Genomic DNA, 23988 nt, shown 5'->3' with positions numbered 1-23988 from the left:
ATGTAAAGAAAAATGAAAAAACATGTATTAAAATATTGGAAAATATGTTATTGTAATTACATAGATTTAAAATTATGGTTGCTAAAAAAAATTAATTATAGAAACTGTGAAACCTATTCTTTATTTGGGTACCTAGAATAGGTTGAGTTAATGGTACAACCGGCTAAATTTTTAATTTAGCTTTTTTTTGGTTAGTAAAGTATGTGGACTTATTAGATTATTTTAGTGAAATATAGGTGTAAGGAATAAAAGATATGAGTTTAATAGTATTTTTATATGGAATAATAATAGGAAGTTTTTTAAATGTATGTATTTACAGAATTCCGAATAATGAATCATTAATATCACCACCTTCTCATTGTGGAAATTGTAATGTTAGATTAAAATGGGCTGATTTAATTCCAATAGGGAGTTATCTATTTTTGCAAGGTAAGTGTAGGTATTGTGGGAGCAAAATATCTAAAAGGTATCCGTTGGTAGAAATTTTGACAGGGGTATTATTGGTAGGAATCTATATAAGGTATGGAATAGGGGTGAGTTTTTTTAAATACTCAATTTTGGTTTTATTTTTAATAGTCATTGCAATGATAGATTATGACACCTGTGATGTATATTCAAGTGTAGTATATACAGCGATGGGTATAGGAATGATTTTTATTGCAGCTGAAAAACTAATGTATTCACATAGTGTAAGCAATTATCTTATAGGAGCTTTAATAGGATTTGTAATAATAGGGTCAATATATTATTTTACAGGTGGTATGGGTGCAGGAGATATTGAAATTGCAGTATTGTGTGGTTTTTTTTTAGGGTGGGAATTGGAGATATATTTTATCATGATATCCTTTATTGTAGGGGGAGCAGTTGCAGTTAATGCAATTATTATGAAAAAGAAAGCTAAGGATGAATATATGCCATTAGGGCCGAGTTTAGCCGTTGGCGCATATATAGTTTTAATCATTGGTAAAGAATATATATTAAACTTTATATAAGTGCATAAGCAAATTATATGAAATGAGAGGTGAGAAAATGGCAAGAAATACAGTTAGATTAGGAGATTTGCTAGTAAAGGCAGGGAAAATCACTAGATCGCAGTTATCGGAAATATTAGTACTACAAAAGGAAAAGAGAAAGAAAATTGGAGAACTTTTAATTGAAGAAGGTATAGTTTCGGAGGAAGTTATAATAGAGGTTCTTAGAGAACAGTTGGGCATAGAAAAAGTTATTTTAAGTAGTATAGATATAGATGTAAATGCTGTAAGATTAGTTAATCAGGGGTTGTGCCAAAAATATGATTTATTTCCATTTCATATGGCGGATGGAATAATAAAGGTGGCTATTTCGGATCCTTTAAATATATTTGCCATGGATGATGTAGCAATAACAACGGGGCTAAGAGTTGTGCCATATATTGCAACGAAGGCTGATATTAAAAATGTAACAGAGCGATTTTACTCAGGTAGAGATGTAGAGAGTGCTGTAGAGGAAATTACTAGGGCTAGGGGAATTTTAATTAATAAAACTGAAGATATTGAAAAAATGGATGATGTTAAAAATGCACCAATGGTAAAGCTGGTGGATTCTTTGATAAAAAATGCGATAGAACAAAGAGCATCAGATATACATATAGAGCCTTATGAAAAATATATAAGAGTGAGGTATAGAATAGATGGAGAATTGCAGGAGATATCATCATTAAATATTGAGGTATTGCCTGGAATAGTAACTAGAATAAAAATACTTGCTAATCTTAATATTGCGGAAAGAAGGATTCCACAGGATGGAAGAATTGTTGCGAAGATTGGTAATAGAAATGTTGATATGCGTGTATCTATAATACCACTTATAAGTGGTGAAAAGGTTGTTATAAGGATATTGGATAGAAGTAACTACAAAATAGGGAAAACTAATCTTGGAATGTCTGAAGAGGATATGAAAAAAATAGAGAATATAATATCGTCACCCCATGGCATAATTCTTGTAACAGGACCTACAGGAAGTGGAAAATCTACAACTTTATACACGGTTTTAAGTGAACTCAATGATATACATAAGAATATAGTAACGGTTGAAGATCCAGTAGAGTATTCTATGGAAGGCATAAATCAAGTTAATGTAAATGCAAAGGTAGGACTAACCTTTGCAGCAGGATTAAGATCTATATTAAGACAAGACCCTGATGTAGTTATGATTGGAGAGATGAGAGATAGTGAAACCGCAGAAATTGGAATAAGAGCTGCGATCACAGGTCATCTAGTATTAAGTACACTTCATACTAATGATGCCCCATCTTCAGTCATAAGATTAATAGATATGGGAATAGAGCCATTTCTTGTAGCTACATCTATAAAAGGTGTAATAGCTCAGAGACTAGTAAAAAAGATATGTCCAAGCTGTAAGGAAGAATATATAGCTGATGAAGCTGAAAAAAAAATCTTGAAGATTAACAATGCTGAAAAAATCGTACTGTATAAAGCTAAAGGTTGTGCTAGTTGTAACCATAGTGGATATAGTGGAAGATTAGGTATTTATGAAATTATGAATATTGATCGAGATATAAAGGATAGCATTGTAAAATCTAATAGCACAGATGAAATTAAAGATATTGCTATTAGAAATGGTATGAAAACTATAGAGGATAGCTGCAGAGAACAAGTTCTTAATGGTCAAACAACAATTCATGAGATGATGAAGATAATCTTTATGGATGGTATTTAGGGAAGGAGCATAGTTTTATGGCAAAATATAAATATAAAGCTATAAACTCTAGGGGTGAAACAATAGAGGGCATTCATGAAGGCAAAACTAGAGATGAAGTGCTAAATATTATGTTATCTAATGGGTATTCGCCTCTTCTAATAGAGGAGGTTATAGGAAGCAGAGAAATTATATTTGGAAAAGGTAGTAAAGTTAACACTAAAGATATATCAATATTTTGTAGACAGCTTGCAACTATGTTAGAAGCAGGTGTATCTATAACAAATTCCATAAGTCTTTTATCTGAGCAAATACCAAATAAAAAACTCAAGGTTGTTTTAGGAAAAGTAGATGAAGATATAAGAAAAGGCGAAGAGTTATCATTAGCCATGGGAAGATACAAAGCCGATTTTCCACAATTGTTAATTAGCATGATAGAGGTTGGAGAACAAAGTGGTACATTGGATGAAATTATGAATAGAATGGCAGTTTACTATGAGAAACAAACTAAGATGAATGGTAAGGTTAAAAATGCCTTAATATATCCAGCCATATTAGGGGTAGTAACACTGACGGTAGTTGTGTTTATACTTACATATATTATGCCTATGTTTATGGATATGTTTGAATCAGCTGGCTCAGAGCTTCCTATGATGACACAAATTGTACTTGGCATGGGTGATGGAATAAGAAGGTATGGAGTATTAATAGGCATTGTTGCAGTGGGAATTATTGTAGGATTTAAATACTATATAAGCAAAGTAGATAGCGGGATATATATGTATAGTAAATTTAAATTAAAAAACTCACCATTTAAAGATTTGAATGAAAAAATAGTAGTATCAAGATTCTCAAGGGGATTAGCTACAGTAATAGGGGCAGGACTTTCATTAGCAAACTCTATAGAAGTGGTATCAGCAATTCTTGAAAATAATTATGCGGATACAAAATTAAAAATTGTGCGAGAGGACATGTTAGTGGGACAACCATTATCTGATGCTATAAGAAAATCAGATCTATTCCCAGTTATGCTAACTTCCATGATAAAAATAGGAGAAGAATCAGGAGCCCTAGATAATATCTTAAACAAAACAGCAGACTTCTACGACGAAGAACTAGAAAGAGCCATAGAAGCATTTACTACAATACTAGAGCCAATAATGTTAGTAATAATGGGAGTAATAGTTGGGTTTTTAATAATATCAATTTTGACTCCGATGTTTGAAATGTTTAACGTGATGTGAGGTTAAATTTAAAGGTCTACTTCGGGGTAACCCGTTAGAAATATATACAAAATTAATAAGGGGGTCATTTAATAATGATTAAAAAGGGAAACAATAAAAAGAAAAAAGGGTTTACACTAATAGAACTTATAATAGTTTTAGCAGTAATGGCAATTATAGCATTAATAGCTATACCAAACTTTGCAGCGGTAAGAGAAAATTCTAAGGCTAAAGCTGATAAGCAAAGTTGTGAAACGGTTAAGAGGACAGTGTTAATGTTAGTATCTGATGAAACCATAAAAGTAACGGCACAAACAACAGTTACGTATACAACAGGGGGAAGTACAACAAGTGCAAATCCAGCTGACGCAACTGGATTAGATAGTATTGAGGTTAAATCAATTGATGAGGCACTTAAAGAGGTTAAATTACCGCAGGCAACTAAATATACTGTAACTACAGAAAATGACGTAAAAACTCCGGTTACTGGGAATAAAACACCTAGCCAATATTCAATAGTTATAAATACTAATGGCGAGATTGTAGTTTCAACTGTGGCTCCTTAGCATTATAGTTTTTAATTTAAATTTAACAAAACATAAGTGTAAAGCCTAAAAAACTTTACACTTATATTTAAATAAATTCAAAGAAAATTAAAGTTGAGAATTTAAATTCTGGATTAAAACTTTAAATAAAATGAAAATATATAGCTAAAATAAAAAATATAAAGATGCAATAACCTAATTAGAAAACACATTAATAAATAAACATAATAACAAATCATAAAATAAAACACTAAAAAGAAATTATTTCCTAGAAAATAATCGTAAATTAGAAAGCAATTCACATAATTTGTACAAAGGTAATAAAGTTTGTATAAATTTGTAGTGATAATATAGATACATAATATAGATAAGTAGTATAGACAAATATTAGTTATACATTGGGAGGAGTGTTGATTTTGGGATTATTCAGTAAGGATAAGGTTAAGGAACAACAGGAGTTAAATATTAAAGAGATTGATTTAAATATAGAATTAGAAACTGATGGTGAGTTATTAAATAGAGAAGGCTATGGTAAGGGGCTTAAGGTTTCGGAGAAGAAGGAATCTATTTGGAATCAGGAATTAAAGCTTAAGGATTTGAGTTTCAAGAAAATTTTCAGTGGTGGTGGGGTTAATACTAGGGTGAGGGTTATAAAACCTAAGAGTGTTAGACTTATGGCTATTGATATTGGGTCTAGTGAGATTAAAATTGTTGAGGGACAAGTTAAGAATGGTAAGATAAGGGTTTATAATATGGAGAAAGTAAAGTCTCCTAAGGATATTATAGATGATGGAAATATTTACAATGAAGATTCTATTTCGATTAGAATCAAGGATGTTATGAGTAAATCTAATATAAAGACTAAAAATGTAGCGATAGTATCTTCTTCATCAACAATCATAAGTAGGGAGTTAATAGTGCCTTATGTGGAAAATTATAATGAATTAAGTAATTTGGTTCATTATGAAATAGAGAGATTTTTAGCCATAAATTTGAATAATTATGTAATTCAATTTATGAGTTTAGAAGAAATTATAGTTGATAATCTCAGAAAACAAAAATTGTTTGCTATAATATATCCTAAAAATATAATTGATAACTATAGAAATTTGACACATAGTTTACTCATGAACCCGTACTCTTTAGATATAACCAATAATTCTATAAAAAAAATTAAGAATATGGCTACGGTGTATAATTCGGATTTAATAGATAAAAATGAGTGTGCTATGTATCTTGATATGGGGAATAGAACTATAGATATATCTATAGTTAATGGGGAAGATCTTGAATTTATTAGAATTATGCCTGTGGGTGGAAGTGAAATAACTAATTATATAGTTTCATGCGAACATGTATCCATTGAGGATGCAGAGAAGATAAAGGCTACGAAGGTTGATGTGGGGATAAATAGGACCGAAAATGAGCTGAATAACGGAGTTGCTGATATCATAGATGATTGGTTAGCTGATTTAAATAGGATAATACAGTTTTATACAAATAAAAGCAATGGTAAAAAAATTAAACATATATATTTGTATGGTGGTACTTCAAAGTTAAAGGGTATAGACGAGCATATAGCATTTAGAACAGAAATTGATGCTATAAAAATTAGAACTATAGATAATATAGAGTTTAGTAATAGTGCAAACACCAGAACTGTTGAAGAATATATTAATGCCCTTGGCGCATTAATAAGATTGTAGGTGAAAATATGAATGATTTAAATTTTTTTCATGTAGAGACGGCAAAGGAAAATGATGCAGAGGTTAAAAAGGTTGTTGCTATTGTAGGATCAATAGCAAGTATAGCTATAGTAGGGAGTTTAGGGATAAATAGCTATGGTATATATAGAGCAAATAAATCTATAGCTGACCTTAATATGAAAGTGAATGAAGAGGTCTTTAACAGTAAGTATGAAGAGAGCTTAGTAGTTGCTAAAGAGAAACAGAGCTTATCTAAATATAATGATATATTAAATGAAATTTTTGCTTCAGTAAGTGATAGAAATAAGTTAAATCCTAAATTTATACATGAAATTAGTTACACCATCCCTAAAGAAGTCTACTTTAAATCTATGAACTTCACGGGTGGAGTAGTAGAAATAAGTGCATCATCAACGAAGCGAGAGGCTATTGCAGAGTTTCAGCATAATATTAATGAAGTTGAATTTATAAAAGAGTCTCATATTGGTGGAATAATGTCAGATTTAAGTGATGACACTAAAGAAGTATTTAGTTTTACAATAACGTGTAAACTTGAGGAGGCATACTATAATGAAGGTGAGTAAGAGAGAAAAGGTTTTATTAGCTATATTATTTATTGTTATTGTATGTACAGGTTATTATAAATTAGTATATGAAGGTCAATATACTAAGTTGGAGGCTCTTAAATCAGATGAGCAGGCACTTAATACAGAGTATGAAAACATGTTGTTAAAAGTAAATACACTTTCAAAAAATAAGGGTGATATAATAAAAATCAATGAAAATATAAGTTCAAAATCAATGAAATTATATCCTGAAATTTATCAAGAAAAAATCATAGTTGAGATAAATAAATTATTGAAAGAGGCGGGAATAAAAGGCAATTTAACATTCTCAGAGGTAACTATAGCACCTATCGAAGCATATTTTCCTGAGGGGGATGGAATAGAAAAAATTCAACCATCTCTAGAAGAAATAGTTGAAGATAAAGACAAGGCTGATACTAAAGAGGAGATAGAAGAAAAACTTGAAGGTACTAAGGAATTAGGTAAGGAACAAACAGCAGTAAGAGATGAGAAGTCACCAGCTGCAACAAAAGAGCTGTTAGTTGAGCAAATGAAGGTTTCAGTTTCATTTACAGGAAGCTATAGCAATGTTATGAAATTTGTAGAGTTAGTATCTAAATATGGAAGACTTATTGCAATGCCTAATATAACAATTACATCATCAGGAACAGAGGAGGTATCAGGTTCTTTAGACTTAGAATTTTATTCAATTCCTAAAGTTAGTGATGAGGACAGTGAGTATTTAAAATGGCCAACTACTGAAAAATATGGAAAGGAAAATCCATTTTTAGAGGGAAGTGGAGCATTATCAACTTCAAAAATAAGCAAGAAGGATGGGTATGCTTTACTTATGTCATTAAAGAGTGCTAGTTCTGACTTACCAAGTATTACTATAGGTAAATCAGAGGATTCAAATAAGGAAACTTATATATATAGTGATGAAAATGAAAAAGTGGATGTGGAGATTGAGGTAATAGAGGATAGCGGGAAGTATTATTTTAAGTACAAAACTCCAAAATCAACATATCCATCTGATTATACTAAGATTGGGACAGAGATTAAAGAAACAGAAGGGAACATAGAAATAGGTATATACTCATCTACGAGAATTGACATTAATGATAAGGTTGCTGCCAATGTAAAAGTTGTTAACAAAACCAATAAAAAAGTTGCAGTGACAATAATAGAGGATGATAAATTAAATCCTAGAGTAAAGGTGATATCAGAAGGTAAGGTAGAGTATGTCAACAAGTAATATCAGTAAACAAAGAACACGAAAAAAAGGATTTACATTGCTTGAAATAATAATCAGCTTTGCACTAATTTCTATACTTATTATACCAATGGCTAATATGATTTTAAGCACAGTAAAAATGAATAAGATGGGAGAAAATAAACAGCAGGCTAAAGTTATCCTTCAAGATACTGTAGAGAGTATAAAATCAGAAAGTAAATTACCTAGTGCTATAGGGGAAAGTACAGATTTAGTTAATGGTGTAAGAGTAGAAAAAGATGTGGATATAACAGATGTATCGGGGGAGCATAAATCTAGTTATATAGTTGCTAGTAGTAATGAAAATTCTCATGGATTTTCTATAAATGGAACGATAAAAGAGAGTTCTGTAGTTATTAGTAATGATATTAACAAGGGGAAAATAGATAGAGCTATTTATTTTAATAATGGATACATGTCTATATCAAATGGAAGTAGTGAAATAAATAGTGCAATAGAGAGGGACTTTGGAGATTTACAGGCTAAAGGAGAATCTATTTCAATTGATATCAGTGCCACAGGAGCAATAAATATTGTGTATGGTGAAATTCAGAATAGGATTGATATTGCAAATCCAGTTAATGATGCATTGCTAATTTGTTTAGATGATACTACAAATAAACTTAAAGTAAATATAAATAGCAATGGAAAAAATAAGTTGAAGATATATCTGCATAAAAAGGGTGGAGCATCTGAAAGAAATGATGTTGTACTATCAGAATTCAAAGGGAACATAGAATTAATAACAGGAATAGTTAAGGCTAGTGAAGTTAAAAATGGAAGTATTTATTCAGCAGAACTTACAGCTAAAAAAAATAACCAAATTATTGAGACTATGAACTTTGACTTCATTAAGTAATTCAATCTACATTAGATAATAGGGGGGAGAAGATGAAAAAAAGAAAAACTAAAGGTTCATCTATGATTCTTGTAATAGCTATATTTGGTATATTATCAACTTTAGGGGTAGCTATGCTAGGGACAACATATGCCAACTATAAGCTAAGGATAGAAGAAAATAATAGAGTTAAAAATTTATATTCTGCAGAGTCTGGAATTGATAAAGCTTATGTGCAAATGAGTAAGATAATTGATGATGGAATTAAAAAAGGAATTGAAGAAGTTGAAAAAGCAATTCTTGAGGCTTCAAAATTAATATCAGATAAGCCAGAAGATAAGGTAGTTACAATAGAAAGGCAAAACAGTATTTTCAAAAATAAATATACGGAATATATTGTAGCTAATTTAGGAGGGGAAACCAGAAATAAAATATCAGGTATATACAGAGCTGGGGAAAGTGAAGCTATAGTTACATGTAAGTTGAAAAATAAAGGCGAAGAAATTTTAAATGATGACGTAGTGGATAAGATTGCTAAGCTTACTTCAAGATATACAGATTCTAATGGGAAAGAAAGAGTGGTAAGTGTTGCATATACTCTTATAGTACCAGAGGATTTTAGAACTGTAGACAAGGTTGATGGTAAAGTTTCACCAATTATAAATTATTCTATAGCCACAGACGAAAATCTTATCATTAGAAATAATGATGGGGTTAAGACAGAGATGACGATTAACGGAGACATATGGGTACAGGGCACAAGAAGTAATAATATGGCGGCAAATCCTACAACAGATAAATATAAGGGTGGAATAGAAATAACTAATACTGATGTTAATTTTGTAGGACAAGTTAATACAGCTTCTAATATTAGTGTTGATAATATTAGTGCTGATAAATCTGTTATAACGTTTCAAGACATAGATGATAGAGGAAAGGAAATAGATACTAATGTTTTTGCCGAGAATATATTTTTAGGAAATTTAATAAATTCCGACTCTTCAAGTAGAATTGAGGTAAAAGGTAATTATACTGATAAAACTAAAAAAACTAATGTATATTTAGCAAATGACTTAGTTATAAGCTCTAATGATGCCAAGGTGAATGTTGATAATTTGTATGGATTTAATGATATTACACTGAAATCAGACATAAATAATGGTAAGGAAGTTAGAGAATCTAGCTCGATTATAATAAATTCAATGAGTTGGCCACAGAATAAAGCAGAATTGAAAGTAAATAATAGTGCATATATTATGGGGACAGCGTACATTAAGACAAAGGCAGAACCTTACCAAACAGGAGAATCAGTAGCATTGAAAGGAAATTATAAGGCATATAGTCAGCCAATGGTGGATAAAGATGGAAGTGTGATTAAGTATCAATATGAGTATTTGGATCCATTAATGTTGGTTACAAAGAATCAAGCGGGTAAGGGGTTAACACTACAGGAAAAGGCAGAATACTTTAAAGCATATAGTGAAAATTTAGAATTAAGAACAGGCGGAATATCACTTCCACTAGAGACTTATACAGCTGGAGCATATATTTCAAATTCACAGGATTTAGCAAATCCAATAAAGTTACCGAAGGCTACAGTGGAAACTCAGACTGAGGCTATAAATAAGTTTAAAGGTGAATTTGTAAAATCAGTTTACTACATGAATAGTGATGATTATAAAACAGAGAATTTAAATGAAGACTTCTTGTCAGGAAAACCTAAAAATACTGTTGCAAGTGAGATAAATTGGAGTGGTGTAGATAGGTTAATCGCTGAGAAAGGTAATATTATAGATATAAAAGATATAAAGGTTATCTTAAATAATAATGCAGACCGAATAATAGATGTTAGTAGTAATAAAATAAGTATTTTAGAGAAGGATAAAACGCTTATCACTAATGGTGAAATTTCATATGATAGTAATGTTAATTATGTTATTGTCACTAAAGGTATAGTGAATTTTAATAGTTCAAAAACTTGCAATGGCATCGTTGTTTCTCTAAAAGATATAAATATTGCAAATCAAAGTGGAAGTATAGGGTTAACTAGAGGATTATCAGAGGACGATATTAATAAAAACAAAGGAATATTAGATTTAATTTTTACTAAGGGTGAGAACCTTGTTACGGAACGTGTAATTACAGCTAAGGATATAATTAATAAGGAAAAATGGACATTAGAAAAATAAATTAGGGGGTTATAAACTATGGAGTTAGGTAAGAAGAAAAAAGGCGTTACGCTAATAGAATTAGTTATAGCCCTAGGACTTTTATCAATAGTTAGTACATTTATTTTCTCATTCTTCTTCATAAATAACAAAAAATTAGATGAGGTATCAATAAAAGCAGATTTGCAATATGAGGCAAAAGTTGCAATGGACACAATTTCAAAATATGCCATGGATGCTACTAGCGTGAAGGTAGATAATGAAACTAGTCCAGGTAAAATAACATTTTCTTTAATAGATGAAAGTGGAGCAAAAATTGAAGATGGTGCAGTATTTAATATAAATAAGCCTGAAATAACTTTAGAGGTAAAAGCTAAAGGTGGGTCAGTTATTTTAAGTAAAATCATATGTTCTAACTTGAACACAATAAAGGTTTCAGTTAATGAGAGTAAAAATATATATGTAAATCTGATGTTAGAGAAAAAGGATATAAGTTATTCAGTAGAAGAAAGTTTTTTGCTTAGAAACATCCATTTAAAGTAGAAGGGAAAATATAAAAGCTACCAATAAAATAAGGGGGTAGATATTGTGAATTTTAAATCTAATTATAAAGTGTTATTATCTATAGCACTTGTGGTTTGTATAGGTGCTACATTAATTATACAATCAACTATAAGTGCAGAGGCTGATGTACCAACAAAACCTTCTTTTGATGTAAAAATAAATCCATTAAGTCCAAATCCCGCAAAAGTTGGAGAGGATATTAGAGTAAGTGGTGTTATAACTCCTAAGCCTTTTGAAACACAAGTGCCAAGCAAGGAGATTGTGTTAGTACTGGATGTGTCAGGGAGTATGAAAGAAAGTGCAAATGTTGGTAGGTGTGATGAGCCAAGGGTAATATATTGCACTGCTCATGATAGTAAAGATCCTGCTCATAGAGGATGGTGGCATAATTGGGTAAATGATTATTGTGAAGATCATAAACTAAGTGGGAATCACGAAAGTTCAAGTTCAACTAAAATAGCTGAACTAAAAAAAGCCGCTAATAGTTTTGTGGACAAAATGAAGGGTGTTCCGAACTTGAAAATTGGTATCGTAACTTATGAATCTACAGCTCAGATTAGAAAAGTAGATGGGACATCATTAATACCTTCTAGTAATGTAGAAGGATTAAGTAATATAATAAATAATTTAGATGCAAATGGAGGAACTAATACGGGGGAAGGTCTTAGAAGAGCAACATATTTACTCTCGAATAGTAATGAGCAAGATAAAAATGCTAATAAGACTGTGGTGTTAATGTCAGATGGTATTCCAACTTTTTATACAAGAGAAAAGGAAAATGATAATTATTATATGGATGTTAAGGAAGAATCTGGTGGAAGAAGTTATGATAGTGGCGGTGGGAATTCAGACACATATGACTTTAAGGATCTAGGGTATGCAAAGGCAATCGGAGCTATAATTAAAGATCAAGGATATAATGGATTTACTATAGGTTATGGAATGAATAGCGATGGTAATGATAGGATGAATCAGATTCATAACTCTATGAGCGATGATAAGGAAAATTTCTTTCCAACTAGTGATGGAGCTATTGATAAAGTATTTCAGCAGATTGCAGATAAGATACTAGATAGTTATCCTATTACAAATGTAAGTATGGATTTGAATTTTACTACAGACTTTAACTTAGCTATTGGTGGAAATAATATTAGCCTTCCGAACATTACATATGAAAAAGCAAAAGGAACACAGAATAATGGTAAGGTAAGATATGAAGCAAAATCAGTGGAATTTGAGTTTATAATTAAGGGTAAAAATTCAGGTGATTATAATATTTTTGAAAATGCACAAGCAAAATTCCCATGGCAAGATGAAATAATAATTGTAGATAATGTTAATATGGTTCCTATAACAATATTAGGTAATGATTTACCAAATATAGAAGCTAAACTAATGGGGGATGAAGTGAAAATAGCTTCAATTAGTGAAGAATTACCAGTGACATATGAAATAAATCCACAGCCATTTAATTATAATGCTATTAATAATGGTAAAAACGGTGAGGATATTATTTTTATTATGGATACAACCACTGACAGCAAAGGAAATGGGAATGAATGGGACAAAATCAGAGAATCTTTTAATAAAATAATAGTTGATGATTATATGACGAAGCAAAACAATGTAAGAGTTGCAATTATACCTTTTGATGGTAAGGGAATAGTTAATGATATACAAGAATTAAATGGTGATAGTAAAGTTGTTAAGGCAAAAATTAATAACTTAACGGCAACTGGTGATAGTGATGGGAATATTGAAGATGCCATCATTAAGGCAGATGAAATACTTAGGTTAAGTACTAAAACAACTAAAAGTATTGTAATGGTTACATTTGGAGATGTTCTTAAATCAGATTATACAAATAAGCTTAAAAGTGTAAAGGATAATGAATATAATATATTCACTACTTATGTTAGTAAGGATAAAAAAGAAAACGATACAAATATAAAAAATGTGCATGGATATTTACACAATGATTTAGATAAAGTGTGTGAAAATTATATTTATAATTACGGAAATAATGGTAATGAAACACATGAAGGAATAATGACTAGATTAAAGGATAGGTTGAAGAATGGATCATTAATTAGTAAATATGTATTCAAGGACGTTAAATTATATTTCAATATAGGTGAGGAATTGAAAGTGGTTTCTGGATTAGGTTCTATAAATAATATGGCAAGTAATTATGTATTAAATGTACCAGAAATTAAGTATGTATACAAAGATGGTACTTATATATATGAGGATAGTGTAGGTAAACCAAATTCATTTGAGGTATCCTTTGTAATTAAACCACTTGAATATGGTGAACATAGATTTAAACCTAAGAATGAGATTGTGTATAATAACTTGGTAGGAAAGCCATTAAACAAAGGTATAATAACGCCGACTATAATAGTCCAAGATAATATAGAACATGGAATTTATGGCGGATATGATGCTAATAAAAATGAATATGATATATATAGTAATGAGAAAACATTAGCAAAAGGAGCGAATGTAACCTTTGCAGGCCGATTTAAAGCTTATAATAATAAAGCTAATATTCAGCTTCAAGTGGATAAAAATATTACTGTAGAGGGTAATCCTAAAATCTATAAATTAGATACTCAGGGGAAATTAATCTACTTTAAAGATATGATTAAGTCAAAGGAAGATGACCATAAATATATAGATCAATTATTAGATAATGTTGGGAAAAATGAAACCTTAGTAATACTATATAATACGGTTTTACCTAAGGAGTCCACTAGCTATAAAAGGTTTGAAAATATCATTTATGTTGATAAGGCATCTAAAGGTATAGGTATAAAGAGTGGGGAGGAAGCCCTACCAGATCTATTCTAAAAAAATATAAGAGTTAATTAAGTTAAGGTAGATTCCTACAATGACTAAATGAATTGTGGGAATCTTAATATTTGTAAAATAATACTAGTACCAATAATGATTTTAGCAATTACTAAAATATAGATTAATATAACAAAAGGCACTATTATTAATTAAGTAAAGTTTTACATTGAAATTATCCTTGACAAAAAGGCTTATTTTAACTAAAATAAGTTTAATAAAAATAAATAAAAGCCAATAAAAATAAATAAATTAACTCATATATACCTTGAATATGGCAAGGAGTATCTACCAGAAACCAAAATTTCTGACTATGAGTAAAATAGATGTTTTTTTGTTATAAACAAATGGACATGCTAATTTTACTTATAAGTAACACTCTAAATCAGTGATTTAGTAGTTGGAACTTATTCCTTCATCAAGAGTAATATAAGGATTTCAAGAAGTTGAAATGTTTAAGCTCATGATAAGGCGTCAGTAAAATAGCATGTCTTTATTGTTTTTAAATAATGATTATGTAGCGACAACTAAGTAATGAGAAAATAAAATATTTATGGGTAGACTATATTGAGATAAAAAGAAAATAATATAATCAGAAGATTAATAATTTTGATAGAAATAGAAATAGAAATAGAAGAAGGAGAGGATTTTTAATTATGGCTACAATTTTAAAGCAAGCTTATACTTTTGATGACGTACTTTTAGTTCCAAATAAATCAGAGGTGTTACCAAAAGATGTTACTTTCAAAACTAATTTAACTAAGAAGATTGAGTTAAACTTACCACTAATGAGTGCTGGAATGGATACAGTAACGGAATCTAAAATGGCAATTGCCATGGCTAGAGAAGGTGGAATTGGAATTATACATAAAAATATGTCAATAGAAGCTCAAGCCAGTGAAGTTGATAGAGTTAAAAGACAAGAAAATGGAGTAATTGTAAATCCTTTTTCAACGGGAAAAGATAATCTTATAAAAGATGCTTTAGAAATAATGTCAAGGTATAGAATATCAGGAGTGCCTGTAACTGAAGATGGCAAATTAGTTGGAATAATTACAAATAGAGATATAGTATTTGAAACTGATTATTCTAAAAAAATTAGTGAAGTTATGACAAGTAAAAATTTAATAACTGCACCAGAGGGAACAAGTATAGAAGAAGCTAAAGCAATACTTGCAAAGCATAAAATAGAAAAATTACCTTTAGTAGATGATGAGTTTAATCTAAAAGGATTAATTACTATAAAAGATATAGAAAAAGCTATTAAATTCCCAAATGCAGCAAAGGATTCTACAGGGAGATTACTTTGTGGAGCAGCAGTTGGGGTTACAAAAGATATGATGATAAGAGTAGATGCTCTAGTTGAAGCCCATGTTGATGTTATAACTATAGATACAGCACATGGACATTCTAAGGGTGTTATAGATGCAGTAAGAGATGTTAAGACTAAGTATCCAGAACTTCAAGTTATTGCAGGTAACGTTGCAACAGCGGGGGGAACAAGAGCATTAATAGAAGCTGGAGCAGATTGTATTAAAGTTGGGATAGGACCTGGATCTATCTGTACTACAAGAGTAGTTGCAGGGGTTGGAGTTCCTCAACTTACAGCGGTAATGGACTGTGTTGAAGAGGCAGAAAAATCAGGAGTACCAGTTATAGCAGATGGTGGATTAAAGTATTCTGGAGACGTAGTAAAAGCACTAGCGGCTGGAGCTAAGGTTTGTATGATGGGATCAATGTTTGCTGGATGTGAAGAAGCGCCAGGTGAAATTGAAATGTATCAGGGTAGAAGCTATAAAGTATATAGAGGTATGGGATCTTTAGGTGCTATGGCCAATGGAAGTAAGGATAGATATTTCCAAGAAGATAACAAAAAGCTAGTACCAGAAGGCGTTGAAGGAAGAATTGCATTTAGAGGTACAGTTGTAGATACTATATATCAATTAATTGGTGGTATACGTTCTGGAATGGGATATCTAGGAGCAGCAACTTTAACTGACTTATATGAAACTGCAAATTTTGTAATTCAAACTTCAGCAGGATTCAGAGAAAGTCATCCACATGATATAGTAATAACTAAAGAAGCTCCAAACTATAGCGTTAATCAATAAATTACGTTAAACTAAAATAGATATGTAAATTATAATTTGAAATGCACAATTTAGGATTCAAAATGAGGATAAAATCTCTAATGGATTTTTATAAAATGCAATGTGTCAATTTAATAAGAATATATATATTGAATGAAAAATTAAAATATAAATCTAGGCATTGAACATATGGCTCATTCCATTAGTTGGAAATAGGCAAGTTCCATAAGCCAAATTGTATTTGGGATGTCACTTAAGGAGAACTTATATATGAAGAGAGAATTAGTATTAGTTGTTGACTTTGGTGGTCAATACAATCAATTAATAGCAAGAAGAGTAAGAGAAAATGGAGTATATTGTGAGATAATTTCATATAGCACTAGTGTAGAGAAGATAAAAGAAATGGATCCAAAGGGTATAATATTTACTGGTGGACCCAATAGTGTATACGGGGAAGGCGCTCCAAGAGTAGATAAAGAGTTATTCGAATTAAACATTCCTATCCTTGGAATATGTTATGGTGCACAACTTATGTCTCATGTTTTAGGTGGTGTTGTTAAAACTGCTACTATAAGAGAATATGGTAAGACTGATGTTGAGTTAACTTTAGATAATCCATTATTTAATGGATTAACTGAAAAACAATGCTGGATGAGTCATACTGACTTTATAGAAAGCGCACCACAAGGGTTTGAGATTATAGGATACTCAAATCAATGTCCAATAGCTGCGATGGCTAATGTGGAAAGAAAACTTTATGGAGTTCAATTCCACCCAGAGGTTCAACATACTCTATTTGGAGCAGCAATGTTAAAAAACTTCTTATACAATGTATGCGAAGTTAAGGGTGATTGGTCAATGTCTGCTTTTGCAGAGGAAAAGATTGCAGAGATTAAGAAATTAGTTGGAGATAAAAAAGTACTTTGTGCTCTATCAGGTGGAGTTGATTCATCGGTAGCTGCCGTACTTGTTCATAAAGCAATTGGTAAAAACTTAACTTGTGTATTTGTAGATCATGGTTTACTTAGAAAAGATGAGGGAGACCAAGTTGAGAAGATATTCAGAGAAGGTTTTGATATGAACCTTATAAGAGTAAATGCTCAAGAAAGATTCCTTGGAAAACTTAAAGGTGTTTCAGATCCAGAAACAAAGAGAAAAATCATTGGAGAAGAATTCATTAGAGTATTTGAAGAAGAGTCAAATAAACTTGGCAAAATGGATTTCCTAGTTCAAGGAACTATATATGCTGACGTTGTAGAAAGTGGAACAAATTCTTCTGCTACAATAAAGAGTCATCATAATGTAGGAGGTCTTCCAGAGGATATCGAATTTGAACTTATAGAACCATTAAGAGAACTGTTTAAAGATGAAGTAAGAGCTGTAGGTGAGGAAATTGGAATTGCCCATGATTTAGTATGGAGACAGCCATTCCCAGGGCCAGGACTTGCAATAAGAGTACTAGGCGATATTACAGATGAGAAGCTACACATAGTACGAGAAGCAGATGCTATATTTAGAGAAGAGGTTGCTATAGCTGGCCTTGAAAGTGAAATTTGGCAATACTTCGCTTGCTTACCTAATATAAAATCAGTAGGAGTTATGGGTGATGAAAGAACTTATAGTCACACTGTAGCTTTAAGAGGAGTTACATCTTCTGACGGAATGACATCAGATTGGGCAAGAATACCTTATGATGTACTAGATAAAGTATCTAGAAGAATAGTTAATGAAGTTAACGGAGTAAATAGAATTGTTTATGACATAACTTCGAAACCACCTTCAACTATTGAGTGGGAATAAATTTCACTTAAAACTCAGGTTTTAGATATTGAAATTTAACAGATCAATGGTTAAACAATTAAATAGTATTTAACATCTATAATTTTATACATGTTTAAATAAATCACACCCAAACTTAGCCCTAGGTAATAAATACCTAGGGCTATAACTTTACCTCCAAATCTATGATTTGGCTAAGGTAAACTAGTCATTGGTAATAATTGAAAAAATAAGTTTAATAATGTATACTTTTAGTAAAGGAATACTACAGTGTTTTGATAGTATGGATATAGTTTATATTAATGTTTATACTATACATAGTTTTTTATAATTAAGGGATTACTAATTTATAACATTGGAGAGTGATGATATATGACAAAAGCTATAAATTTAAATCTTAGAAATCTTGAGGGATTTGTAAGTGATAATGAAATTAATAATCTTAAACCTAGAGTATCAGCAGCACATAAAATTTTACATGATAGAAGTGGTCTAGGAAATGAATTTTTAGGGTGGTTAGACTTACCTATTAATTTTAATAAAGAAGAGTTCCAAAATGTTAAGGAAGCTGCTAGAAAGATACAAGAAAATTCTAAGGTGTTAATTGTTATAGGAATTGGTGGATCATATCTTGGGGCAAGAGCCGTTATAGAGTCTTTAAAAGGGCCATTTTTTAATAATATGTCTGACGAAGACAGAAATTACCCAGCAGTTTATTTTGCTGGAAACAATATAAGTTCTACATATTTATCACAACTTTTAAGGCTTATAGACGGTAAGGATTTTGCTATTAATGTTATATCTAAGTCAGGCACTACTACAGAACCAGGAATAGCATTTAGAATATTTAAAGAGTTAATTGAAAATAAATATGGAAAAGAAGAGGCTAAAAATAGAATATTTATAACTACAGACAAGGCTAGGGGAGCACTTAAAAACCTTGCAGATGCAGAAGGATATGAAACATTTGTTATTCCAGACGATGTAGGTGGTAGATTTTCTGTTTTAACACCTGTTGGATTATTTCCAATTGCAGTTGCTGGAATAGATATTGATGGATTATTAAAGGGTGCACAGAATGGAAGAGTAGCTTATGAAAATGATGATATAAATGAAAATATATCCTATAAATATGCAGCAGTAAGACACTTGTTATATGATATGGGGAAAACTACGGAGATACTTGTTAACTATGAACCCTGTCTCCAGTATTTTGGGGAGTGGTTTAAACAGTTATTCGGAGAAAGTCATGGTAAGAATGGAAAGGGAATATTCCCAGCAGCGGTAAACTTTTCTACAGATTTACATTCCATGGGACAATATATTCAAGATGGAAAAAGAAATATATTTGAAACTGTAGTTAATGTGGAGACGGTGCCAATAGAATTAACTATAAAAGAAGATGAAGAGGATGTAGATGGACTTAATTTCCTAAGTGGAAAAACTATAGATTTTGTTAATAAAATGGCCATGGAAGGAACAGCACTGGCACATACAGAAGGTGGAGTTCCAAATATAGTTATAAACATTAAAGAATTAACTCCAGAAGTAATAGGGGAACTTATATACTTCTTTGAGAAAGCTTGTGCAATAGGTGGATATTTACTTGAGATAAATCCTTTTGATCAAGAAGGTGTAGAAGCCTATAAGAATAACATGTTTGCACTACTTGGAAAGCCTGGATATGAGGAACTTCAAAAGAATCTTCTTTCGAAGTTGGGTAAGTAGATATGGCGATTATAGTAGATGGTGATGGATGTGCAGGAAGAGACATAATAGAAGCAGTAGCAAAACAGTATAATATTCCGCTTAAGATATTTTGTGATATACACCATGTAATAACTTCAGAATATGGTGAGGTTATTGTAATGGATAGTGGATTTCAAGCGGTTGATATGAGAGTTGCGAATGAGGCCAAAAATGGAGATATTGTTGTAACTCAAGATTATGGCGTTGCTGCAATGGTTCTTGGCAAGAAGTCATATGCAATAAGTCCAAATGGATATATATTCTCTGACAATAACATTGATAAATTGTTATTTGAACGCCATATTAGTGCGAAGGTAAGGCGTGGAGGCGGCAAGACAGGAAAGCACAAGAAACGAAGTGAAGATGATAATGTAAGCCTTAGAGAAAATCTTATTAAGCTAGCAGAAAGAACCTTAGAGATAAAAGCATAAATAGAATAAACCAAAAAACACTTGTAGAAATATAATACACAAGTGTTTTTTTTCATAGATTTTGTCTAATTAGTATGAAGAATAGATATTAATATATGTTGTTACATAATATGGAAAGGTATATAATATAATTATGCAAATATAATGAAAAAATGGGTCATTAAAGGAATATGTTTATCGGAAGATTATATTCTAGGGGGAATACAAATGAATGAAATGATTATAGGGACAAGTTTAGCAAGTCCACAGCAAAAGGGTACAAAAATTAAATTATATATAGAAAATAAGATGTCAGATGACTTACTATACAAGTTTATAGTAAAATGCGACGGGGGATGTTGGGAAACTATAAAAGATTTTCAAGAAGATAGTTTTACATATTGGACACCCATGGAAGATGGCAAGTATATAGTTATGGTGTTATCAAAAACGGAAGACAGTAAAAAATCTCATAATTTTACTTCGAGAATGGATTTTATTATAGGGGCAGTTGGTGAAAAGTTAATAAAAAATATTACAGTAAGTAGTGATGAGATACGACTTGGAGAGAAGATAGAAATTAATGTTGTAACAAGTAGACTTCCAATTATGTGCAAATATTGGATTAAAAAAGAGTGTAAATGGGATCTTATAAAGGATTATTCAGAAGACAATGTATTAAGTTTTACACCAGACCATGAAGGGGATATGGAGATATTGGTGGAATGTAAAGATGAAAAATCAGAGAATCAGTTCGATGATTTTGGAAATATTGGATTTAAAGTTATGCCTATGGAGGATGTCAACATAAAAGATATAAAATGTTTGAGTGAGGATTTAATTGTAGGCAATGAATTAATATTTGAAATTAATGCTCAATTTGATGAAAGTAGAGTTGTACTATATAAGTTTATTAAAATTGATGAGTATGGAAATGTGAAACTTATCCAGGATTTTTCTAGCAAAAGATTAGTGAATTTCATAGAATCTGTTCCCGGTGAGTATAAGTTATTGTGCATGGTAAGGGATATGTATTCACATGAGAAATATGATGATAGAGCTATAATTCATTATAATGTAGTAAAATACAAGCCTATAAAGGTGTTAAGTGTTACGTCTGATTTGAGTTCTCCACAGGTGGAAAAAACACCGATAGAGGTTAAGGCTATATGTTCAGGTGGAGAAAATATACTTTATAAATTTATAATTGACGGTAATTACAATGAAAGTTCACAGTATTCTATGAAAAATAGTTATAAATGGATACCGGAAAAAAGTGGAGTCTATACAGTAGAAGTATTGATTAAGGATAGTAGCTATAAAGGTGAGTATGAAGAAAAATCAACTATGGATTTTGTTATAAATGAGGATTGTACTCATGATATTTTTATTAAAGATATTATTCTTGATAATGATAAGCAGGCATTAATAAATAAACCTTTAAACATAAAGATTGAGGCCGCTGGAGGAAGTAATTTATTATATGAGTTTATGATAAAGAGGGATGAGGAACAGGTAGAGTTCATTGAATATAATGAGAAGTCGAACATTAACTTTATCCCTTTAGAGGTGGGGAAATATGAGGTAGAGGTTAAAGTTAAACATCCAAAATCTAAAAGAGATTATGATGTTCACTCAGTTATATATATTGATTGTAAAGAATTCATACCAGCTAAAATAGATTATGTACTGACAGAACAAAAAGAGATGTATATACTTGGTGATGAGATTGTTATTGAGGTTATCACAGAAAATACAAGGGATACATTAGTTAGATATAAGGTGGAAATTAATAATAGAGAAGTAGAAACTACCGAGTTCAGCAGTGAAAAAAAGTTTAAACTTATACCAAAATGTTCAGGGGATTATAAAATTAAGGTATATTGTAAAAATATTTCTAGTAGTAAAGAATATGATTGTAGAAAAGAACTTAGTATTGAAGTGTTACAGGGAGCACCTGTTACAAATTGTAATATAACCCTTGATAAAGAAGTTGTGAAATGTAATGAAGATGTGAATTTTCATGTGCATTGTGATGGCGGGAAAGATAATTTATATGAATTTTATTTAATGGAAAATGGAGAATGGAAGCTAATACAAAAATATAGTAAGAAAAATTATTATACCTTTATGCCATTCCATAAAGGTTTCTATAAAATATTAGCTTTATGCAAAAGCAACTATGCAAAGAGTTCCTATGAGGATTATTCTATCATGGAGATTCAATGTAAGGAATGAGGCTTAAATTAAAGATTAAAATTCAAAGTTAAAAGTTAAAAGTTAAAAGGGATTGTATCAAAATTGATACAATCCCTTAAGTTTTTCGGATAAATAGTCGATAGATATATTAGAGTTGAAAATTCTTAATTTAAAATTTAAAATTTAAAATTAAGAATTTAAGATTGAGAATTTAAGATTTAGTCGTTAAAAATTCCAATTTGAAAATTAAGACTTAATCTTAAAATTAGAATGAAGATTAAAATCTTTAAGGCTTTCTAAAGAAGGAAATGTATTAATTTAATTAGAATATAAATAGTAAGAAGTTAAAAGATTAAAGGCTATACTAAAAGTAAGCTACAAAGGAGGATAAAGTAATGAGTTATGACGTAAGCGGTGTATATAATGGAGTGAATGCATATGTTAATAATGTAATTAAGAACGGTGTGGATAATACATCTAAGGATAGTAATGAAAATAAAATTACTCAGAATAAATATGTTCAAGGTGTTGGTATCGTTAATGACAGTTTAAATTCGGCTACAGAACCAGAAGGGTTTCTTACGGGGCTTATGTCTATGGGGCTAATGTCTGGTGGAATGAATGGCGGAGATAAAAACGGGGAATCCTCAAGTGTAAATGGATTTAGTATGATTATGTCATCGCTCCTAAAAGCTATGGGTGAGAAAAATGCTCAAACCCAAATGGCTATAGATAAAAATAGTAAGAATAATGGGCTTGAGGAATTGAGTAATATTATAACTAGGCCTTTAGGTAATAATACGGGTGGTGTTAATCCTAATATTCCGAACGCTAAAAGAATTGAAAATGCTATAGGAAGTGCGTCAGAAAAATATGGTGTAAGTAAAGAACTGATAAATGCTATAATAAAGACTGAATCAAATTATAATCCTAACGCAGTTTCACCAGCAGGAGCTATGGGGCTTATGCAACTTATGCCACAAAATGTATCTCATTATGGTGTAAATGATCCATTTAGTATTGAAGAAAATATTGATGCAGGAACTAGACATATAAACGATTATCTAAAAAATTATAATTATAATTTAGATATGGCATTAGTAGCATATAATTTTGGGCCAGGTAATATGGCATCTAGAGGAATAAAAAGTTCTAGTGATTTTTATAAATTGCCAATTGAAACTAAGAATTATTTAATAAAAATAAATAACTTATTATAATAAATATATAAACCTTTCATGGTATGAAGGGTTTATTTTATTTTGTAAATAGTTTAGAATTAATAGGAGTTCATTTAGTTATCTAGATTTTTGCAAGTATAGGACTAT

At 30.7% G+C, this 23988-nt stretch carries 17 protein-coding genes and 2 riboswitches; all 17 genes read left to right on the top strand.

Annotated elements, in window-relative coordinates; translation table 11 throughout:
- Nucleotides 1-90 precede the first annotated feature (90 nt).
- Nucleotides 91-174, top strand: a riboswitch (cyclic di-GMP riboswitch).
- Nucleotides 175-254: 80 nt separating this feature from the next.
- Nucleotides 255-992, top strand: a complete 738-nt coding sequence (locus RSA29_RS01705; protein ID WP_346941646.1) for a prepilin peptidase — start codon at nt 255-257, stop codon at nt 990-992.
- Between the two features lie 37 nt (nt 993-1029).
- Nucleotides 1030-2718 carry an ATPase, T2SS/T4P/T4SS family gene (locus tag RSA29_RS01700; RefSeq protein ID WP_346941647.1) on the top strand — a complete coding sequence of 563 codons (1689 nt, stop codon included), beginning with the start codon at nt 1030-1032 and terminating at the stop codon, nt 2716-2718.
- Between the two features lie 17 nt (nt 2719-2735).
- Nucleotides 2736-3941 (top strand): type II secretion system F family protein, encoded by a 1206-nt coding sequence (locus RSA29_RS01695; protein WP_346941648.1) that lies wholly within the window; start codon nt 2736-2738, stop codon nt 3939-3941.
- A 74-nt stretch (nt 3942-4015) separates the two neighbouring features.
- A complete protein-coding gene (locus RSA29_RS01690) occupies nt 4016-4486 on the top strand; it encodes a prepilin-type N-terminal cleavage/methylation domain-containing protein (RefSeq protein ID WP_346941649.1) in 471 nt (156 codons plus the stop codon).
- Nucleotides 4487-4881: 395 nt separating this feature from the next.
- Nucleotides 4882-6171, top strand: a complete 1290-nt coding sequence (pilM, locus tag RSA29_RS01685) for a pilus assembly protein PilM (RefSeq protein ID WP_346941650.1) — start codon at nt 4882-4884, stop codon at nt 6169-6171.
- 8 nt (nt 6172-6179) lie between these two features.
- Nucleotides 6180-6755: a PilN domain-containing protein gene (locus RSA29_RS01680; RefSeq protein ID WP_346941651.1), complete on the top strand. Its 576-nt coding sequence runs from the start codon at nt 6180-6182 to the stop codon at nt 6753-6755.
- The gene (locus tag RSA29_RS01675) at nt 6742-7992 is read left to right on the top strand and encodes a hypothetical protein (RefSeq protein ID WP_346941652.1); all 1251 of its coding nucleotides are present in this window, start codon (nt 6742-6744) and stop codon (nt 7990-7992) included. The genes RSA29_RS01680 and RSA29_RS01675 overlap by 14 nt, the downstream gene beginning before the upstream one ends.
- Entirely contained in the window at nt 7979-8869 is an 891-nt protein-coding gene (locus RSA29_RS01670; protein ID WP_346941653.1) for a prepilin-type N-terminal cleavage/methylation domain-containing protein, read from the top strand. Before RSA29_RS01675 ends, RSA29_RS01670 begins: the two co-directional genes overlap by 14 nt.
- Nucleotides 8870-8901: 32 nt before the next feature.
- A complete protein-coding gene (locus tag RSA29_RS01665; RefSeq protein WP_346941654.1) occupies nt 8902-11037 on the top strand; it encodes a hypothetical protein in 2136 nt (711 codons plus the stop codon).
- An 18-nt stretch (nt 11038-11055) separates the two neighbouring features.
- Nucleotides 11056-11559: a prepilin-type N-terminal cleavage/methylation domain-containing protein gene (locus tag RSA29_RS01660; RefSeq protein ID WP_346941655.1), complete on the top strand. Its 504-nt coding sequence runs from the start codon at nt 11056-11058 to the stop codon at nt 11557-11559.
- Between the two features lie 45 nt (nt 11560-11604).
- Nucleotides 11605-14433: a vWA domain-containing protein gene (locus RSA29_RS01655; protein ID WP_346941656.1), complete on the top strand. Its 2829-nt coding sequence runs from the start codon at nt 11605-11607 to the stop codon at nt 14431-14433.
- Between the two features lie 237 nt (nt 14434-14670).
- Nucleotides 14671-14767, top strand: a riboswitch (purine riboswitch).
- 322 nt (nt 14768-15089) lie between these two features.
- Nucleotides 15090-16544: an IMP dehydrogenase gene (gene guaB / locus RSA29_RS01650; protein WP_346941657.1), complete on the top strand. Its 1455-nt coding sequence runs from the start codon at nt 15090-15092 to the stop codon at nt 16542-16544.
- Nucleotides 16545-16793: 249 nt separating this feature from the next.
- Complete coding sequence (guaA, locus tag RSA29_RS01645; protein ID WP_346941658.1) at nt 16794-18323, top strand: glutamine-hydrolyzing GMP synthase; 1530 nt, start codon at nt 16794-16796, stop codon at nt 18321-18323.
- A gap of 351 nt (nt 18324-18674) precedes the next feature.
- Entirely contained in the window at nt 18675-20030 is a 1356-nt protein-coding gene (locus RSA29_RS01640) for a glucose-6-phosphate isomerase (protein WP_346941659.1), read from the top strand.
- Nucleotides 20031-20032: 2 nt separating this feature from the next.
- Nucleotides 20033-20482 (top strand): YaiI/YqxD family protein, encoded by a 450-nt coding sequence (locus tag RSA29_RS01635; protein ID WP_346932492.1) that lies wholly within the window; start codon nt 20033-20035, stop codon nt 20480-20482.
- A 207-nt stretch (nt 20483-20689) separates the two neighbouring features.
- A complete protein-coding gene (locus RSA29_RS01630; RefSeq protein WP_346941660.1) occupies nt 20690-22699 on the top strand; it encodes a triple tyrosine motif-containing protein in 2010 nt (669 codons plus the stop codon).
- 356 nt (nt 22700-23055) lie between these two features.
- Nucleotides 23056-23880, top strand: coding sequence for a lytic transglycosylase domain-containing protein (locus RSA29_RS01625; RefSeq protein WP_346941661.1), 825 nt, complete (start codon nt 23056-23058; stop codon nt 23878-23880).
- Nucleotides 23881-23988: the final 108 nt, after the last annotated feature.

This window comes from Clostridium sp., from assembly GCF_036660475.1.
Taxonomy (GTDB): Bacteria; Bacillota; Clostridia; order Clostridiales; family Clostridiaceae; genus Clostridium_J.
The sequence above is the reverse complement of the archived record's forward strand: the minus strand, read 5'-3'. Positions and strand labels throughout refer to the sequence as shown.

What these genes read in the sequence shown, in the direction of transcription:
- RSA29_RS01705 (WP_346941646.1), top strand. Translation starts at nt 255, where the DNA reads ATGAGTTTAATAGTATTTTTATATGGAATAATAATAGGAAGTTTTTTA.
- RSA29_RS01700 (WP_346941647.1), top strand. Translation starts at nt 1,030, where the DNA reads ATGGCAAGAAATACAGTTAGATTAGGAGATTTGCTAGTAAAGGCAGGG.
- RSA29_RS01695 (WP_346941648.1), top strand. Translation starts at nt 2,736, where the DNA reads ATGGCAAAATATAAATATAAAGCTATAAACTCTAGGGGTGAAACAATA.
- RSA29_RS01690 (WP_346941649.1), top strand. Translation starts at nt 4,016, where the DNA reads ATGATTAAAAAGGGAAACAATAAAAAGAAAAAAGGGTTTACACTAATA.
- RSA29_RS01680 (WP_346941651.1), top strand. Translation starts at nt 6,180, where the DNA reads ATGAATGATTTAAATTTTTTTCATGTAGAGACGGCAAAGGAAAATGAT.
- RSA29_RS01675 (WP_346941652.1), top strand. Translation starts at nt 6,742, where the DNA reads ATGAAGGTGAGTAAGAGAGAAAAGGTTTTATTAGCTATATTATTTATT.
- RSA29_RS01670 (WP_346941653.1), top strand. Translation starts at nt 7,979, where the DNA reads ATGTCAACAAGTAATATCAGTAAACAAAGAACACGAAAAAAAGGATTT.
- RSA29_RS01665 (WP_346941654.1), top strand. Translation starts at nt 8,902, where the DNA reads ATGAAAAAAAGAAAAACTAAAGGTTCATCTATGATTCTTGTAATAGCT.
- RSA29_RS01660 (WP_346941655.1), top strand. Translation starts at nt 11,056, where the DNA reads ATGGAGTTAGGTAAGAAGAAAAAAGGCGTTACGCTAATAGAATTAGTT.
- guaB (WP_346941657.1), top strand. Translation starts at nt 15,090, where the DNA reads ATGGCTACAATTTTAAAGCAAGCTTATACTTTTGATGACGTACTTTTA.
- guaA (WP_346941658.1), top strand. Translation starts at nt 16,794, where the DNA reads ATGAAGAGAGAATTAGTATTAGTTGTTGACTTTGGTGGTCAATACAAT.
- RSA29_RS01640 (WP_346941659.1), top strand. Translation starts at nt 18,675, where the DNA reads ATGACAAAAGCTATAAATTTAAATCTTAGAAATCTTGAGGGATTTGTA.
- RSA29_RS01635 (WP_346932492.1), top strand. Translation starts at nt 20,033, where the DNA reads ATGGCGATTATAGTAGATGGTGATGGATGTGCAGGAAGAGACATAATA.
- RSA29_RS01630 (WP_346941660.1), top strand. Translation starts at nt 20,690, where the DNA reads ATGAATGAAATGATTATAGGGACAAGTTTAGCAAGTCCACAGCAAAAG.
- RSA29_RS01625 (WP_346941661.1), top strand. Translation starts at nt 23,056, where the DNA reads ATGAGTTATGACGTAAGCGGTGTATATAATGGAGTGAATGCATATGTT.